A 15,517-nucleotide genomic window follows, 5' to 3' on the forward strand; every position below is an offset into this window, starting at 1 on the left:
GCGGCGCGACCCCGGTCCGCCGCCCCCGCCCGCCGCGCCGCCGCCTCAGACCGCCGTCGCGTGCAGCACCAGCGCCTGCGCCGGCCACAGCGCGGGGATCTGCAGCCCGACCTCGCCGAGCACCCGGCCCGGCAGGGTCACCTCGCCCGCGGCCAGCCAGGGCGGCGTGATCCAGCCCCAGCGCGCGGCGCCGACCTCGTCGCGCACCCGCACCCGGTACCGCACGTCGGGGCGCAGCCCGTGCAGCCGGACCGGCTCCGGCCGGGCGTCCTCCAGCGCGGCGACGGTCGCGACGGTCCACACCCCCGCGGAGCCGTCCGGCGCCACCGCGCCCACCACCCGGAGCGCCGGGTCGCGCACGTCCGCGTGCACGGCGGTCCCGGTGTGCAGGAGCGGCCGCAGCTCCCGGTACAGCCCCGCGAACCGGGTGAGCACCTCGACCTCCTCGTCCGAGCAGGACAGCACGTCCCACTCGAAGCCGGCGGAGCCCATCAGGCTCGTCGCCAGCCGGTAGGACAGGTCGAGGGTCCGGCCCGAGCTGTGCGAGGTCGGGGGCCCGACGTGCGCGCCGACGAGCTCCGGCGGCAGCAGCAGCCCGGTCCAGCGCTGGATGTCCTGCCGTTCCACGGCGTCGTTGGAGTCGGACGCCCACACCCGGTCGGCGACCTCCAGCACGCCGAGGTCGCTGCGCGCGCCGCCCGAGGAGCAGGACTCGATCTCCAGGCCCGGGTGCCGCGCCTTCAGCTCCGCCATCAGGCCCAGGACCGCCCGGGTCTGCGCGTCGACGCCGGGCCGGCCGTCGTGCCGGGCGTCGACCAGGTCGCGGTTGTGGTCCCACTTGATGAAGTCGATCCCGAGCTCCGCCACCAGGGCCGAGACCTGGCCCAGGACGTGCTCCCGCGCCTCCGGCCGGGCCAGGTCGAGCACGTACTGGGTGCGGTACGACAGCCCCTCGGGGTCGGGGACCCGGTCGGGGTCGTGCAGCAGCCAGTCCGGGTGCGCCCGCGCCAGGTCGGAGTCGAGGCTGACCATCTCCGGCTCGAACCAGAGGCCGAACTGCATGCCGAGCGCGTGCACCCGCTCCGCGAGCGGCCCGAGCCCGTCCGGCCACACGGCCCGGTCCACCACCCAGTCCCCGAGCCCGCGGGTGTCGTCGCGGCGGGCCAGGAACCAGCCGTCGTCCAGCACGAACCGCTCGACGCCGATCCGCGCCGCCCGCTCCGCGAGCCGGAGCACCGTGGCCGGGTCGTGGTCGAAGTAGACCGCCTCCCAGGTGTTGAGCACGAGGGGCCGCTCCGTGCGGGGGTGCTGCGGGCGCGCGCGCAGGAAGGTGTGGAACCGCGCGGACACGCCGTCGAGACCCGCGCCGGACCACGCGAACCACGCCGTCGGCGCCGCGAACGCCTCGCCCGGCGCGAGCAGCACCTCGCCCGCGCGCAGCAGCTCGCCGGCGCCGAGCAGCGTCGGCTGGTCGGGCAGCCGGTCGGTGCGGTACGTGGCGTCCGCGGGCCACGCGAGGTGCACGGCCCAGACCTCGCCGTCCCGGTCGCGCGGCGCCGCGGCGGACAGGGCCAGCAGCCACGGGTGGTCGTGGCCCGGGCGGCCGCGCCGGGTCTGCCGCGCCAGGGATCCGCGCGGCAGCGGGCCGGTCTGCGGCACCTTCTCCCGGGTCCACCGGCCGGCGAACGTGGTGACCACGTCCGCGCGGGTGGGCACCGGCAGCGCCGCCTCCAGGGCCTGCACCTCGACGGGACCGGGCGCGTCCGGCGCCACCTCCAGCCGGTGGTCGACCCCGAGCAGCCCGCCGGGCTCCAGGTGCAGCCGCGAGCGCAGCACCAGCCCGGCGGCGGCGTCGCGGGCGACGACCTCGACCGCGTGGCCGTCCTCGTCCGCGGCGGGCGGCTCGGCCCGCCACCGCGGGGTGAGCGGCACGCCGCCGCGCACGAGCTGCAGCCCCGGGCGACCCGGCCAGCCGTCGGTGTCCTGCGGCAGCAGCGACGGGTGCCCGGCGGCGTCGAGGGTGCCCGGGGGCGTCTGCCGGTCCGCGGCGGCCCGCAGCCCGGCGAGGTCCGCCGGGGCGAGCGGCCCGAGGTCGGCGCCCCAGTGCTGCACCTCGGGCAGGCCGTCGCGCGGGTGGGCCAGGACGACGGCGACGCCGTCGCGGCGGAGCAGGGTCCAGGACGCCGGGTCGGTCGCGGGGGTGGGGGTCGGGTCGGTCACGGGCTCTCCTTCGAGTCGGACGGTCGGGTCAGACGGGTCTACACGGGGAGGGGCGGGGCGGCGGGGGCGGCGGGCCGCGGGGCCGCGGCGGGCGCGGCGCGCGCGTGCGACGAGGCGGGCGCACCCGGCGCACCAGGCGCACCGACCGCAGCCGACACCCCCGCCGCCGCCACCCCCGGCCGCCCGAGCGGCGACCGCAGCACCACCAGCGCCCCGCCCACCGCCGCGGACACCCGCACGTCGCGGGACAGCCGCACCCGCACGGGCCGCAGCAGCCGCGCGAGCGCCCCGGCGTCGACCACCGCCTGCACCCCCGCGACGTACAGCGGCCCGGCGACGCCGAACGCGGGCCCGGCGAGCACCACGGTATCGAGGTCGAACAGGTTCATCAGCGTCACGGCCGCGGTGCCGAGGTGCCGGGCGGACGCCGCCAGCAGCGCCGCGCACGCCGCGTCGCCCGCGACCGCGGCCCGCGCCACCCGCTGGAAGTCGGCGAGCACCGCGTCCGCCCCGCCGGTCAGCCCGAGCCGGACCGCGAGCGCACCGTCCCGCAGCGCGGCGGCGACCACCGCCCCGGGGCCCGCGAGCACCTCCACGCACCCCCGGTTGCCGCACGCGCACGCGGGTCCCGCGGGGTCGACCGGGACGTGCCCGATCTCGACCGGGTTGGCGGTGCCGCCGCGGTACACCTCGGACCCCGCGATCACGCCCCCGCCCACACCGGTCGCCATGTAGAGCACGCCGAAGGTGTCGACGTCGAGGGCCCCGACCCACTGCTCGCCCACGGCCGCGGCGGTCGCGTCGTTCTCCAGCAGCACCGGCAGCCCGAGCAGCCGGGCGAGCGTGCCGGTGAGGGGGTAGTCCCGCCACTCCGGCGTCGGCTGCCCCGTGAGCACGGCGCCGGCCGCGCGGTCCTGGGGCCCGTGGGTGACCAGCCCGACGCCGAGCACCCGGTCGCGCGGGATGCCCGCCCCGGCCAGCAGCAGGTCGATGTGCCGTGCGAGCACCGGCAGCGTGTCGTCGGGCGCGCCCCGGCCCACGCCGCGGACGCCGGTGGACGCGACCCGGCGTCCCGCGAAGTCGGTGACGACGACGCTGCTCGCGCACCGGTCGAGCTGCACGCCCACGGCGAACCACGCGCCGGCGTCCAGCTCCAGCAGCCGCCGGGGCGAGCCGACGCCGCCGGTGACCCGGCCGACCTCGTGCACGAGGCCCTCGCCCATGAGGTCGCGCACGACGTGCGTGATGGTCGCCGCGGTGAGCCCGGACCGGTCGGCGAGCTCGACCCTGCTGACCGTGCCGTGCGTGCGGATCAGGTCGAGGACGAGCGCCCCGGTCGCGGCACGAGGTGCTCGCATGTCCCGACCATATCTTGACATGCTTAATTTAAGCACGTAACGATATGCCTGCGTTTCCCCGGGCCGCGACGACGCGGCCACGACCAGACCGTCGGCCGCGACGGGTGGAAAGGACCAGCGATGTTCCTCAGGTCAGCACGCACGCACCGGCGCCGCGCCCGCCGCGTCGTCCCGCTCGTCGCCGGCGCCGCGACGCTCGCCCTCCTCGCCGCGTGCAGCGGCGGCGACGGCGGCGGCTCGGGCAGCACCGGCGCCTCGGGCGACGGCAGCACGCTCGTCGCCTACACCGGCCAGTCCGGCGACTACCAGGTCAACTTCAACCCGTTCTCCCCGTCCCGGATCGGCGGGCTCGGCGCGATCTACGAGCAGCTGTTCTTCATCAACAAGGCCGCCGAGTCCGACCCGGTGCCGCTGCTCGGCACCGAGTACGCCTGGAACGACGACGGCACCGAGCTGCAGGTCACGCTCCGCGACGACGTCACCTGGTCCGACGGCGAGCCGTTCACCGCCGACGACGTCGTGTTCACCTACGACCTGCTCGCGAGCACCCCGGCGATCAACAACGTCGGCTACGCGGGGACCGCGACCGCGGCCGACGACACCCACGTGACGTTCACGTTCGAGGCGCCCGCGTTCGTGCAGGGCCCCGACGTGCTGTCCGGGGTGCCGATCGTCCCCGAGCACCTGTGGGCGGACGTCGACCCGACCGCCGACGTGGTCGAGGACCCGGTCGGCACCGGCGCGTACGTGCTCGGCGACTTCAAGCCGCAGGCGTTCACCTACACCGCGAACCCCGACTACTGGGGCGGCGAGCCGGCCGTGAAGACCATCCGGTTCCTGTCCCTGTCCGGCAACACCGCGGGCGCCGACGGGATCGCGAACGGGACCATCGACTGGCAGACCGGCCCGGTGCCGGACATCCAGAACGTCGCCGAGAACTTCCCCGGCTACGACACGCTGACCGCCGCGCAGAACCAGATGGTGCTCGCGACCTGCTCCAGCGTCGAGCTCGGCTGCTCCGGCCCGCAGACCGACCCCGCCGTCCGACACGCGCTGTACCTCGCGATGGACCGCACCCAGCTCAACCAGCTCGCGTTCGAGGAGACCGCGTCCGAGATCTCGCCGACGTTCGCCCTGACCTCCACGCAGGAGGCCACCATCTCGGCCGACGTCGAGGAGCCGGTCGCCCCCGAGAAGGCCGACCCCGAGGGCGCCGCCGCGGTGCTCGAGGCCGCCGGCTGGGCCAAGGGCTCCGACGGCATCTACGCCAAGGACGGCGAGCGGCTCACCGTGACGGTCGAGGTCGTCACCGGCTGGACCGACTACATCACCGCCGTGCAGACGATCGCGCAGCAGGCCAAGGCCGCCGGCATCGACGTGCAGACCGCGCAGTCGTCGTGGAACGAGTGGACCGAGCGCCGGACGCAGGGCAACTTCCAGCTGGCGATCGACTCGCTGTGGCAGGGCCCGGCGCCCGACCCGTACTACCTGTACACGTACTTCTTCTCGTCGGCGACGGGCGCCCCGGTCGGCGAGGCCGCGGGCAACAACTACTCCCGGTACGCCAACCCGGACGTGGATGCCGCGCTCGAGTCCCTGAAGACCATGCCGCTGGACGACGCCGAGGCCCGGCAGCCGTACTTCGACGCGATCCAGGCCGCGGTCGTCGAGGACATGCCGTACATCCCGATCCTCACCGGCGGCACCACGAGCGAGTGGAACGTCGGCGGGTTCACCGGCTGGCCGACCGAGGACGACATGTACGCCTTCCCGGCGGTGTGGTCCGCGTTCGACGCCGCGGAGATCTTCAAGCGCCTGGAGCCGGCGGCCGGCTGAGGCGACCCGGGCCGGTCTCCCCCGCCGTCGGAAGGGTCGCGACGTGAACTACGTCCTGCGCAAGCTCGGCTTCTACGCGGTCGCCCTGTGGGCCGCCGTCACCCTGAACTTCCTCATCCCCCGCCTGCTCCCGGGCAACCCGGTCGACATCCTGCTGGCCAAGCTCCAGCAGCGCGGCGGGACGGTCACCCCCGAGACCCGGGAGGCGTACTCCGCCCTGCTCGGCGGCGACACCACCGACTCCCTGCTGCAGCAGTACGGCACCTACCTGTCGAACCTGCTGCACGGCGACCTCGGCGTCTCGGTCACCTACTTCCCGACCCCGGTCAGCGAGGTCATCGGCACGTCGATGCCGTGGACCGTCGTGCTGGTCGGCATCGCCACGGTGCTCGCGGCGACCATCGGCGTGCTGCTCGGCGCGTTCGTCGGCTGGCGGCCCGGCACCTGGCTGGACTCGGCGGTGCCGCTGACCACGCTGCTCGCCGCGGTGCCGTACTTCTGGCTCGCGCTGGTGCTGGTCTACCTGCTGTCCCGGGTGCTCGGCTGGTTCCCGTCGCAGGGCGGCTACGACGTCGTGCTCGACCCCGGCTGGTCGCCCGAGTTCATCGGCTCGGCGATCGAGTACGGCTTCGTGCCCGCGCTGACCATCGTGGTCGCGTCGATCGGCGGCTGGCTGCTCGGGATGCGCAACATGATGGTGTCGACGCTGTCCGAGGACTACGTCCTCACCGCGCGCGCCAAGGGCCTGCCGCACGGGCAGGTGATGCGGAACTACGCCGCCCGCAACGCCGTGCTGCCGTCCGTCGCCGGGTTCGCCATCTCGCTGGGCTTCGTCGTCTCCGGGTCCGTGGTCACCGAGCAGGTGTTCTCCTATCCCGGCATCGGGTCCCGGCTGCTCGCCGCGGTCACCAACAACGACTACGCGCTCATGCAGGGCGTGTTCCTGTTCATCACCCTGGCCGTGCTCGGCGCGAACCTCGTCGTCGACCTGCTGTACGGCCTCATCGACCCGCGCACCCGCGCGAAGGGCTGAGGGGAGCCGGCGATGACGAACATCGGACCGGACGTGCAGGTGGCCGTCGAGGGGCCCGGCGGGCCCGTCGAGACCACCGCACCGACCGACGCGCCCGAACCCCGCCCGACGGGGACCCGCGCCCGCCCCGCGTGGCGGATGCTGCTGCCGACCATGACCCCGTGGCTCGCCACCGGCCTCGTGCTGATCGTCGGGGTGGTGCTGCTCGGCGTGGTCGGGCCGTACCTGGTCGGCGACCCCGACGCGATCTCCGACGTCGGCCTGGCCCCGCCGTCGGCGGAGCACTGGCTCGGCACCACCCAGACCGGCCAGGACGTGCTCGCCCAGCTGGCCTACGCCACCCGCGGCTCGCTGCAGATCGGCCTCATGGTCGGCGTGCTCGCCACGCTGCTGTCGGCGTTCTTCGGGATCTACGGCGCCTACCTGGGCGGCGCGGCGGACGAAGGGTTCTCCCTGCTGTCGAACGTGTTCCTGGTGATCCCCGGCCTGCCGCTGGTCATCGTGATCTCGGGCTTCGTGCCCCGGGAGAGCCGCGGGCTGTGGACGATCGCGGTGGTGCTCGCCCTGACGTCGTGGGCGGCGTCCGCCCGGGTGCTGCGCGCGCAGACCCTGTCGGTGCGGTCGCGCGACTACGTGGCCGCGTCCCGGCTGTCGGGCGAGAAGCCGTGGCGGGTCATCGGCGTGGAGATCCTGCCGAACCTGCTCCCGGTGCTCGCGTCGCAGTTCGTGTACGCGGTGATCGCGGCGATCCTCGGCGAGGCGGGCCTGTCGTTCCTCGGCCTCGGCGCCTCGAACGCCTCGACCCTCGGCACGATGCTGTTCTACGCGCAGAACGGCTTCGCCCTCCCGCTCGGCGCCTGGTGGTGGTTCGTCCCGCCCGGCCTCGTCATCGCGCTGTTCGGCATGGGGCTGTCCCTGGTCAACTTCTCGATCGACGAGATCATCAACCCCCGCCTGAAGAACGCCCGCACCGCCCGCCGTCGCGCGAAGGCGGCCGCCCGCGTCGCCAGGAAGGCCGCCTGATGACCACGCTCACCGACCGCGTCCCGCACGCCGCGGCGCCCGCGCGCCGCCCCGTGCTCACCGTCACCGACCTCACCGTCGTCTACGACGTCGAGGAGCCCGTCACCGCCGTCAGGGGCGCGAGCCTGCAGCTCGGCCGCGGCGAGATCCTCGGCCTGGCCGGCGAGTCCGGCTGCGGCAAGACGACTCTGGCGTACGCCATCAACCGGCTGCACCAGCCGCCGGCCCGGATCGCGTCCGGCTCGGTCGTGTTCCACGACCGGGACGGCGGCGACGTCGACCTGCTCGGCCTCGACGACGAGCCGCTGCGCCGGTTCCGCTGGTCGCAGCTGTCGATGGTGTTCCAGGGCGCGATGAACTCGCTCAACCCGGTCCGCACGATCGGGTCGCAGCTCGACGACACCCTGCGGGCGCACTCCTCGATGTCGCGGACCCAGCGCAGGGCGCGGTCCGCCGAGGTGCTGACCCGGGTCGGCGTCGACCCCGGCCGGCTGCGGTCCTACCCGCACGAGCTGTCCGGCGGGATGCGGCAGCGGGTGATGATCGCGATGGCGATGCTGCTCGAGCCGCAGATCATGATCATGGACGAGCCGACCACCGCCCTCGACGTGGTGGTGCAGCGGGAGATCCTCCGGGAGATCGTCCGGCTCCGGGACGAGCTCGACTTCGCGGTCGTGTTCATCACCCACGACCTGCCCCTGCTGCTGGAGATCAGCGACCGGATCGCGGTGATGCTCGCCGGCGAGATCGTCGAGCTGGAGACCGCGACGCAGCTGCACCGCTCCCCCGCCCACCCGTACACCCGCCGGCTGCTCGGGTCGTTCCCGAGCCTGTCCGGCGAGCGCGGCGCGTTCATCCGCGACGGCGTCGACCCCGAGGAGGCCTGATGACCAGCGTGCACGTCACCAACCTGACCAAGGACTACGCCCTGCGCTCCGGCCTGCGCCGCAGCACCCTGCGCGCGGTCGACCGGGTGTCGTTCGACCTGGTGCCCCGGCGCACCGTCGCCCTGGTCGGCGAGTCGGGCTCCGGGAAGTCGACGATCGCCAAGCTGCTCACCCGGATGGAGAAGCCGTCCGCCGGGCGGATCGAGGTGCAGCTGGACGACCGGACGCCCGTGATGGGCTCCGTCTACCAGCGGCACGTGCAGATGGTGTTCCAGGACCCGTTCGCGTCCCTGAACCCGTTCCACTCCGTCGAGCACCACGTGGCCCGCCCGCTGCGGATCCACCGCCGCACCCACGACGCGGCGTCCACCCACGCCCGGGTGCTGGAGATGCTGGAGCGGGTCAACCTGCACCCCGCGGAGGACATGGCCGCACGCCGCCCGCACGAGCTGTCCGGCGGGCAGCGGCAGCGCGTCGCGATCGCCCGGGCGCTCGCCCCGGGCGCGCAGGTGCTCATCGCCGACGAGCCGGTGTCGATGCTCGACGTGTCCATCCGGCTCGGGGTGCTCAACCTGCTCGGCCGGCTGCAGCGGGAGGACAACCTCGCGGTCCTCTACATCACGCACGACCTGGCGACCGCGCGGCACTTCTCCGACGAGATCCTCGTGCTGTACCGCGGCCGGGTGGTGGAGCGCGGGCCGGCGGACGCCGTGATCCTCGACCCGCACCACGACTACACGAAGCTGCTCGCGATGGCCGCGCCCGACCCGGACCGGGTCGGCAGCGTCGGGCGCGAGGGCGACACCGCCGTGGCGCGCGACGGCATCGACAACTCCGTCTGCTACGACCACACGCTCGGGGCGTGGGTGCCGATCGACGAGGCGGAGGCCGCGGCCGTCGCCGCGTCGTCGGTCGCGAAGGAGCGCGCGCGTGCCTGAGTTCGTCAGCGCGGTCGTCCCGCCGCCGCCCGCCGCCGCACCCCCGCCGGTCCACCTGGTCGACGGCCTCGCGTTCGGCGGCGACTACAACCCCGAGCAGTGGCCCCGCGCGGTCTGGGACGAGGACGTCGCCCTGATGCGCGAGGCCGGGGTCAACCTGGTCACCCTCGGGGTGTTCTCCTGGGGCCTGGTCGAGACCGCCGACGGCGTCTTCGACTGGAGCTGGTTCGACGACGCGGTCGCGCTGCTGCACGCGCACGGCATCGCGATCGACCTGGCCACCCCGACCGCCGCCCCGCCGTCGTGGCTGCACACCGCGCACCCCGAGGTGCTGCCGTACGACGCGGACCTGTACCAGCAGCCACCCGGCGGCCGGCTGGCGTGGTGCCCGAGCAGCGCGGTGTTCCGGCGGTACGCCCTGCGGTACGTCGAGGCGCTGGCGGAGCGGTACGGCCGGCACCCCGCCGTGCGGCTGTGGCACGTGAGCAACGAGCTCGGCGGCGGCAACGCGCGGTGCTACTGCGACGTGTCGGCCGCGGCGTTCCGGGACTGGCTGCGCGCGCGGTACGGGTCCCTGGACGCGGTGAACGCGGCGTGGGGCACGGCGCAGTGGGGGCACCGGTTCGGCGCGTGGGACGAGATCCTGCCGCCGCGCGGGAAGCACGGTGCCCCGAACCCCGGGCTCTACCTCGACTACGAGCGGTACTCCTCGGACGCGCTGCTCGCGCACTACCTCGCCGAGAAGGAGGTGCTCGAGCGGCACTCCGACGCCCCCGTCACGACGAACATGATGGTCGGCCCCGGCGCGCAGGTCGTCGACTACGCGTCCTGGGCCCCGCACACCGCCGTGGTGGCGAACGACCACTACACGCTGGTCGACGACCCCGACCGGGAGCAGGACCTCGCGTTCGCCGGCGACCGGATGCGCGGGATGTCGGCGGGTCGCCGGCCGTGGCTGCTCATGGAGCACTCCACCGGCGCGCCGTCCTGGCAGCAGCGCAACCGCGCGAAGGACCCCGGCGAGATCGCCCGGAACGCCCTCGCGCACGTGGCGCGGGGCTCCGACGGCGCGCTGTTCTTCCAGTGGCGCGCCTCGACCGCCGGGGCCGAGCAGTTCCACTCCGCGATGGTGCCGCACTCCGGGACCCGGTCCCGGATCTGGCGGGAGGTCGTCGCCCTCGGGCGCGACCTCCGGGCCCTGGCCGAGGTGCAGGGCACGGTGGTCGAGCCCGCCCGCGCCGCGATGGTCGTCGACGACCCGGCCGGCTGGGCGCTGCAGCACGGGCTGACCCCGCACCGGGCGCTGCGGTACGGGCGCGAGCTGCGCACCTGGCACCGCGCCCTGTGGGAGCGGCAGGTGCTCTGCGACGTCGTGCCGCCCGGGACCGACCTGGCCGGCTACGACCTGGTGCTGGTGCCGACGCTGCAGGTGCTGTCCGACGCGGAGGCGGACCGGCTGCGCGCCGTGCCGGAACGCGGCGGGACGCTGCTGGTCACCTACCTGTCCGGCGTCTGCGAGCCGACCGGCCGGGTCCGGCCCGGGCTGGGCGCCCTGCAGGACGTGCTCGGCGCGTGGACCGACGAGTTCTACCCGCTGCAGGCCGGCGAGCGCGTCCGGCTGGACGACGGCACCGAGGTCGCGGACTGGACCGAGCGGGTCGAGCTCGACGGCGCCGAGGCGGTCGTCCGGTACGCGGCGTCGTCGCTGGCGGGCGGCCCGGCGGTGACCCGCCGCTCCGTCGGCGACGGCGGGGCCGCCTGGTACGTCGGGGCGGCGCTGCCCCGCGCGGCCGTCGACCGGGTCGCCGCCCTGCTCGTCGAGGAGGCCGGGCTGCCGCGCACCGCCGAGGCCGACCCCGGCGTCGAGGCGGTCCGCCGCGTCGGCGCCGGGTCGTCCTACCTGTTCCTGCTCAACCACACCGACGCGGACCGCACGGCCACCGCGTCCGGGACCGACCTGCTGACCGGCGCGGAGGTCGGGCCCGTCACCACCGTGCCGGCGGGCGGCGTGCGCGTCGTCCGCGAGCGCCGCTGACACCTGCGACACCCCTGCGCCACCCTGAGCCACCCCTGCGACACCCGGGAGCACCCGTGCAGCACCACACCCTCGCCGACGGCTGGACCGTCACCGCCACCGCCGGCCCCGTGCCCGACGCCGTCCTCGCCGCGGGCGCGCTCGCCGCCGAGGTGCCCGGCTCCGTGCACACCGACCTCCTGGCCGCCGGCCTCATCCCGGACCCGTACCTGGACGCGCACGAGGAGTCCGTGCGCTGGTTCCACGGCACGGACTGGCGGTACGAGCGGGCGCTCGTGCTGGAGCCCGCCGCGGACGGCGAGCGGGTCGACCTCGTGCTGGAGGGCGTCGACACCGTGGGCACCGTGGCGCTCGGCGGGCGAGTGCTCGGGACGACCGCGAACATGCACCGGTCGTACCGGTACGACGTCCGGGACCTGGCGGATCGGGCCCCGCGCGCGCTGACCGTCGACCTGCGGTCCGCCACCGCGTACGCCGACGAGGTGCGGGACGCCCTGGGCGACCGCCCCTCGGCGTACAGCCCGGTGCCGTACAACTTCGTCCGCAAGATGGCGTGCTCGTTCGGCTGGGACTGGGGCCCGGACCTGCGCACCGCCGGGCTGTGGAAGCCCGTGCGCGTCGAGCGCTGGTCGGTGGCCCGGCTGGCCCGGGTGCGGCCGCTGGTCACGCTCGATGCCGACGGCACCGGCCGGGTCGCGGTGCACGTGGACGTGGAGCGGTCGGGGCTGGTCCCGGACGCCGCGCTGACCGTCCGCGCGGCGGTGCTGGGGGTGTCGGCCTCGGTGACCGTGCCGGCGGGCGACTCCGCGGCGGCCGTCGAGCTCGCGGTCCCGGGCGCCCCGGTGTGGTGGCCGGTCGGGCACGGCGAGCAGCCGCTGGCGGACCTGGACGTGACGCTGGCGGCGGCCGACGGCGACGACCGCGCGGCGCTGGACACCTGGCGCCGCCGGGTCGGCTTCCGGTCCGTCACCCTCGACACCGCCGACGACGAGCACGGCACCCGGTTCACGCTCGTGGTCAACGGCCGCCCGGTCGCCGTGCGCGGGGCGAACTGGATCCCCGACGACCACCTCCTGACCCGGATCACCCGCGAGCGCCTGGCGCGCCGGCTCGACCAGGCGGCCGACGCGCACCTCAACCTGCTGCGGGTCTGGGGCGGCGGGGTCTACGAGTCCGAGGACTTCTACGAGGCGTGCGACGAGCGCGGCCTGCTGGTCTGGCAGGACTTCCTGCTCGCCTGCGCGGCGTACCCGGAGGAGGAGCCGCTGCGCTCCGAGATCGAGGCGGAGGCGCGGGAGAACGTCGTGCGGCTGATGCCGCACCCGTCCCTGGTGCTGTGGAACGGCGGCAACGAGAACGTCTGGGGCCACGAGGACTGGGGCTGGAAGGCGCAGCTCGGCGACGCGACCTGGGGCCGGTGGTACGCCGAGGAGCTGTTCCCCGCCGTGCTGGCGGAGCTGGACCCGACCCGCCCGTACGCCACCAACAGCCCGTTCACCCCGCGCCGCGACCCCGAGGACGTGCACCCCAACGACCCCGACCGCGGCACGCACCACCAGTGGGAGGTGTGGAACCGGGTCGACTACACGGTCTACCGCTCGGAGATCCCGCGGTTCTGCTCGGAGTTCGGGTTCCAGGGCCCGCCGGCCTGGCGCACGCTCGTCGACTGGGTGCACGCCGTCGACGGCGGCCCGCTCGCCGACGCCCGCCTGCCGCAGGAGGACCCGGTGTTCCTCGTGCATCAGAAGGCCGAGGACGGCAACGGCAAGCTCGACCGCGGCATGGCGCCGCACCTGGGCGTCCCGCGCGACTTCGCCGACTGGCACTGGGCGGCCCAGCTCAACCAGGCGCGCGCCGTCCGGCACGCGGTCGAGCACTACCGCGCCTGGTGGCCGCGCACCGCGGGCTGGATCGTCTGGCAGCTCAACGACTGCTGGCCGGTCACGTCCTGGGCCGCCGTCGACTCCGCCGAGCGGCCCAAGCCGCTCTGGTACGCCCTGCGCGCGGCGGGCGCCCCGCGCACGCTGTTCCTGGCCGAGCGCGACGGCGGGGTCGTGCTGGTCGCGACCAACGACACCGACGAGCCCTGGGCCGGCACCGCCCACCTGCGCCGGGAGACGCTCGGCGGCGTCACGGCGGCGGCGGCCGGCCTGCCGGTGGCGGTCGAGCCGCGGTCGGTGGCCGTCGTGCCGCTGCCGGCGGACCTCGCCACGCCCCGCGACCCGGCGGGCGAGGTGCTCGCGGCGCGGCTGCCGGACGGCGGCTCCGAGCGGCGGGCGACGCACGCGTTCGTCGAGGACGTCGACCTCCGCCTCGACCCGGGCGCGGTGCGGGCCACGGCCGCGCGCGAGCCCGGCGGCTACCGGGTCGAGGTCGTCGCCCGGTCCTACGCGGCCGACGTCACGCTGCACGCCGACCGGCTCGCGGCGGACGCGCTCGTCGACGACGCGCTGGTCACGCTGCTGGCGGGCGAGCGGGCGACGTTCCACGTGACGACGGACGCCGTGCTCGACCTGGCCGACCTGACGTCCGCGCCGGTGCTGCGGTCGGCGAACGACCTGCGGGGCGTGCCGCTCGCCGGCGAGCCGCTCGCGGGCGAGCCCGACCTCGAGGCCGACCTCGAGGCGGCCCGGTGAGCGGGGCACGCCGGTTCCCGGACGGGTTCGTCTGGGGCGCGGCCACGGCCGCGTACCAGGTGGAGGGCGCGACGGACGCGGACGGCCGCGGCCCGTCGATCTGGGACACGTTCTCCCGGACGCCCGGCGCCGTGCTCGGCGGCCACACCGGCGACCTCGGCACCGACCACTACCGCCGGTTCGCCGACGACGTCGCGCTGATGGCCGACCTCGGGCTTGGTGCCTACCGGTTCTCGGTCGCGTGGCCCCGCGTGCAGCCGACCGGGCGCGGACCGGCCAACCAGGCCGGGCTGGACTTCTACCGGCGGCTGGCCGACACCCTGCTCGCGCACGGCATCGACCCCGTCGTCACGCTCTACCACTGGGACCTGCCCCAGGCGCTGGAGGACGCCGGCGGCTGGCCCGCGCGGGACACCGCGTGGCGGTTCGCCGACTACGCGGGCCTCGTCGCGGGCGCGCTCGGCGACCGCGTCGCGCTGTGGACCACGCTCAACGAGCCGTGGTGCTCCGCCTACCTCGGGTACGCGTCCGGCGAGCACGCGCCCGGCGTGCAGGACCCCGCTCGGGCGCTGGCCGCGGTGCACACGCTCAACCTCGCGCACGGGCTCGGCGCCCGCGCGGTCCGCGCCGCCGCGGGGGACGCGGCGCCGGTGGCGATCACGCTGAACCTCCAGGTGAACCGGGCCGCGTCGGCGGCGCCCGCGGACGTGGCCGCGAAGGCGCGGCTCGACCGGGTGGCGAACGAGGTGTTCCTCGGGCCGCTGCTCGACGGCACCTACCCGGAGGAGGTCGTCGCGGAGACCGCGCACCTGACCGACTGGTCGTTCGTGCGCGACGGGGACCTGGACCTGGTGCGGTCGCGGTTGGACGCGCTCGGGGTGAACTACTACACGACCGCGCTGGTCGGCGCGGACACGGCCGGGACCGGGCCGGCGCCCGGGACCGGGGACGCCGCGGCCGGGGAGGCCGACGTGCAGGCGGCGTCGCCCGCGGGCGCGACCCGGCCGCCCGCCAACCTCGTCGAGGGCGTCCGCTGGCGGCACCAGCCGGGCCCGCGGACCGCGATGGGCTGGGTCGTCGACCCGTCCGGGCTGACCGAGCTGCTGGTCGACCTGCACCGGCGCCGCCCGGACCTCCCGCTGCACGTCACCGAGAACGGGGCCGCGTACCCCGACGTCGTCGCGCCCGACGGGGGCGTGCACGACGCCGACCGCGTCGCCTACCTGCACGCTCATGTCGAGGCGGTGGGCGCGGCGCTGGACGCCGGGGCGGACGTCCGCGGCTACTTCGCGTGGTCGCTGCTGGACAACTTCGAGTGGGCGTACGGGTACGAGCGCCGGTTCGGGATCGTGCACGTCGACTACGCCACGATGGCCCGCACCGTGAAGGACTCGGGGCACTGGTACCGGCGGCTCGCGACCACGGGCGTGCTGCCGCCGGTGGCCGGCGCGGTGGCCGTCGGTGCGAGCGCGGGCACCGCGGCGGGCGCCGGGGCCGGGGCGGGCGCCGGCCCCGGCTGAGCCGCCCCCTCTTGCCGGGTCGGGGCGGCGC

At 75.5% G+C, this 15,517-nt stretch carries 10 protein-coding genes; 8 read left to right on the top strand and 2 right to left on the bottom strand.

Features of this window, described 5'->3' with window-relative positions; translation table 11 throughout:
- Positions 1-45: 45 nt before the first annotated feature.
- A complete protein-coding gene (locus tag AC3WUG_RS12225) occupies positions 46-2,220 on the bottom strand; it encodes an alpha-galactosidase (RefSeq protein ID WP_492327904.1) in 2,175 nt (724 codons plus the stop codon).
- Between the two features lie 38 nt (positions 2,221-2,258).
- Positions 2,259-3,578: an ROK family protein gene (locus tag AC3WUG_RS12230; RefSeq protein WP_492327905.1), complete on the bottom strand. Its 1,320-nt coding sequence runs from the start codon at positions 3,576-3,578 to the stop codon at positions 2,259-2,261.
- Positions 3,579-3,698: 120 nt separating this feature from the next.
- On the opposite strand from AC3WUG_RS12230, the gene AC3WUG_RS12235 reads away from it, so the two are divergent.
- Genes AC3WUG_RS12235 through AC3WUG_RS12270 form a run of 8 tightly spaced genes read left to right on the top strand, consistent with a single transcriptional unit; the run spans position 3,699 to position 15,486 of the window.
- Positions 3,699-5,414, top strand: a complete 1,716-nt coding sequence (locus tag AC3WUG_RS12235) for an ABC transporter substrate-binding protein (protein WP_492327906.1) — start codon at positions 3,699-3,701, stop codon at positions 5,412-5,414.
- Positions 5,415-5,457: 43 nt separating this feature from the next.
- Entirely contained in the window at positions 5,458-6,447 is a 990-nt protein-coding gene (locus tag AC3WUG_RS12240; RefSeq protein ID WP_147794172.1) for an ABC transporter permease, read from the top strand.
- A 12-nt stretch (positions 6,448-6,459) separates the two neighbouring features.
- A complete protein-coding gene (locus AC3WUG_RS12245) occupies positions 6,460-7,470 on the top strand; it encodes an ABC transporter permease (protein WP_492327907.1) in 1,011 nt (336 codons plus the stop codon).
- Positions 7,470-8,357: an ABC transporter ATP-binding protein gene (locus AC3WUG_RS12250; protein ID WP_492327908.1), complete on the top strand. Its 888-nt coding sequence runs from the start codon at positions 7,470-7,472 to the stop codon at positions 8,355-8,357. The genes AC3WUG_RS12245 and AC3WUG_RS12250 overlap by 1 nt, the downstream gene beginning before the upstream one ends.
- Positions 8,357-9,295, top strand: a complete 939-nt coding sequence (locus AC3WUG_RS12255) for an ABC transporter ATP-binding protein (RefSeq protein WP_492327909.1) — start codon at positions 8,357-8,359, stop codon at positions 9,293-9,295. Before AC3WUG_RS12250 ends, AC3WUG_RS12255 begins: the two co-directional genes overlap by 1 nt.
- The gene (locus AC3WUG_RS12260) at positions 9,288-11,330 is read left to right on the top strand and encodes a beta-galactosidase (protein ID WP_492327910.1); all 2,043 of its coding nucleotides are present in this window, start codon (positions 9,288-9,290) and stop codon (positions 11,328-11,330) included. The genes AC3WUG_RS12255 and AC3WUG_RS12260 overlap by 8 nt, the downstream gene beginning before the upstream one ends.
- A gap of 56 nt (positions 11,331-11,386) precedes the next feature.
- Positions 11,387-13,966 (top strand): glycoside hydrolase family 2 protein, encoded by a 2,580-nt coding sequence (locus tag AC3WUG_RS12265; RefSeq protein ID WP_492327911.1) that lies wholly within the window; start codon positions 11,387-11,389, stop codon positions 13,964-13,966.
- Complete coding sequence (locus AC3WUG_RS12270) at positions 13,963-15,486, top strand: glycoside hydrolase family 1 protein (protein WP_492327912.1); 1,524 nt, start codon at positions 13,963-13,965, stop codon at positions 15,484-15,486. Before AC3WUG_RS12265 ends, AC3WUG_RS12270 begins: the two co-directional genes overlap by 4 nt.
- The last annotated feature ends 31 nt before the right edge of the window (positions 15,487-15,517 follow it).

The organism is Cellulomonas sp. EB106-03-03-XG116 (assembly GCF_058792015.1).

What these genes read in the sequence shown, in the direction of transcription:
- AC3WUG_RS12230 (WP_492327905.1), bottom strand. Translation starts at nt 3,578, where the DNA reads ATGCGAGCACCTCGTGCCGCGACCGGGGCGCTCGTCCTCGACCTGATC.
- AC3WUG_RS12235 (WP_492327906.1), top strand. Translation starts at nt 3,699, where the DNA reads ATGTTCCTCAGGTCAGCACGCACGCACCGGCGCCGCGCCCGCCGCGTC.
- AC3WUG_RS12245 (WP_492327907.1), top strand. Translation starts at nt 6,460, where the DNA reads ATGACGAACATCGGACCGGACGTGCAGGTGGCCGTCGAGGGGCCCGGC.
- AC3WUG_RS12250 (WP_492327908.1), top strand. Translation starts at nt 7,470, where the DNA reads ATGACCACGCTCACCGACCGCGTCCCGCACGCCGCGGCGCCCGCGCGC.
- AC3WUG_RS12255 (WP_492327909.1), top strand. Translation starts at nt 8,357, where the DNA reads ATGACCAGCGTGCACGTCACCAACCTGACCAAGGACTACGCCCTGCGC.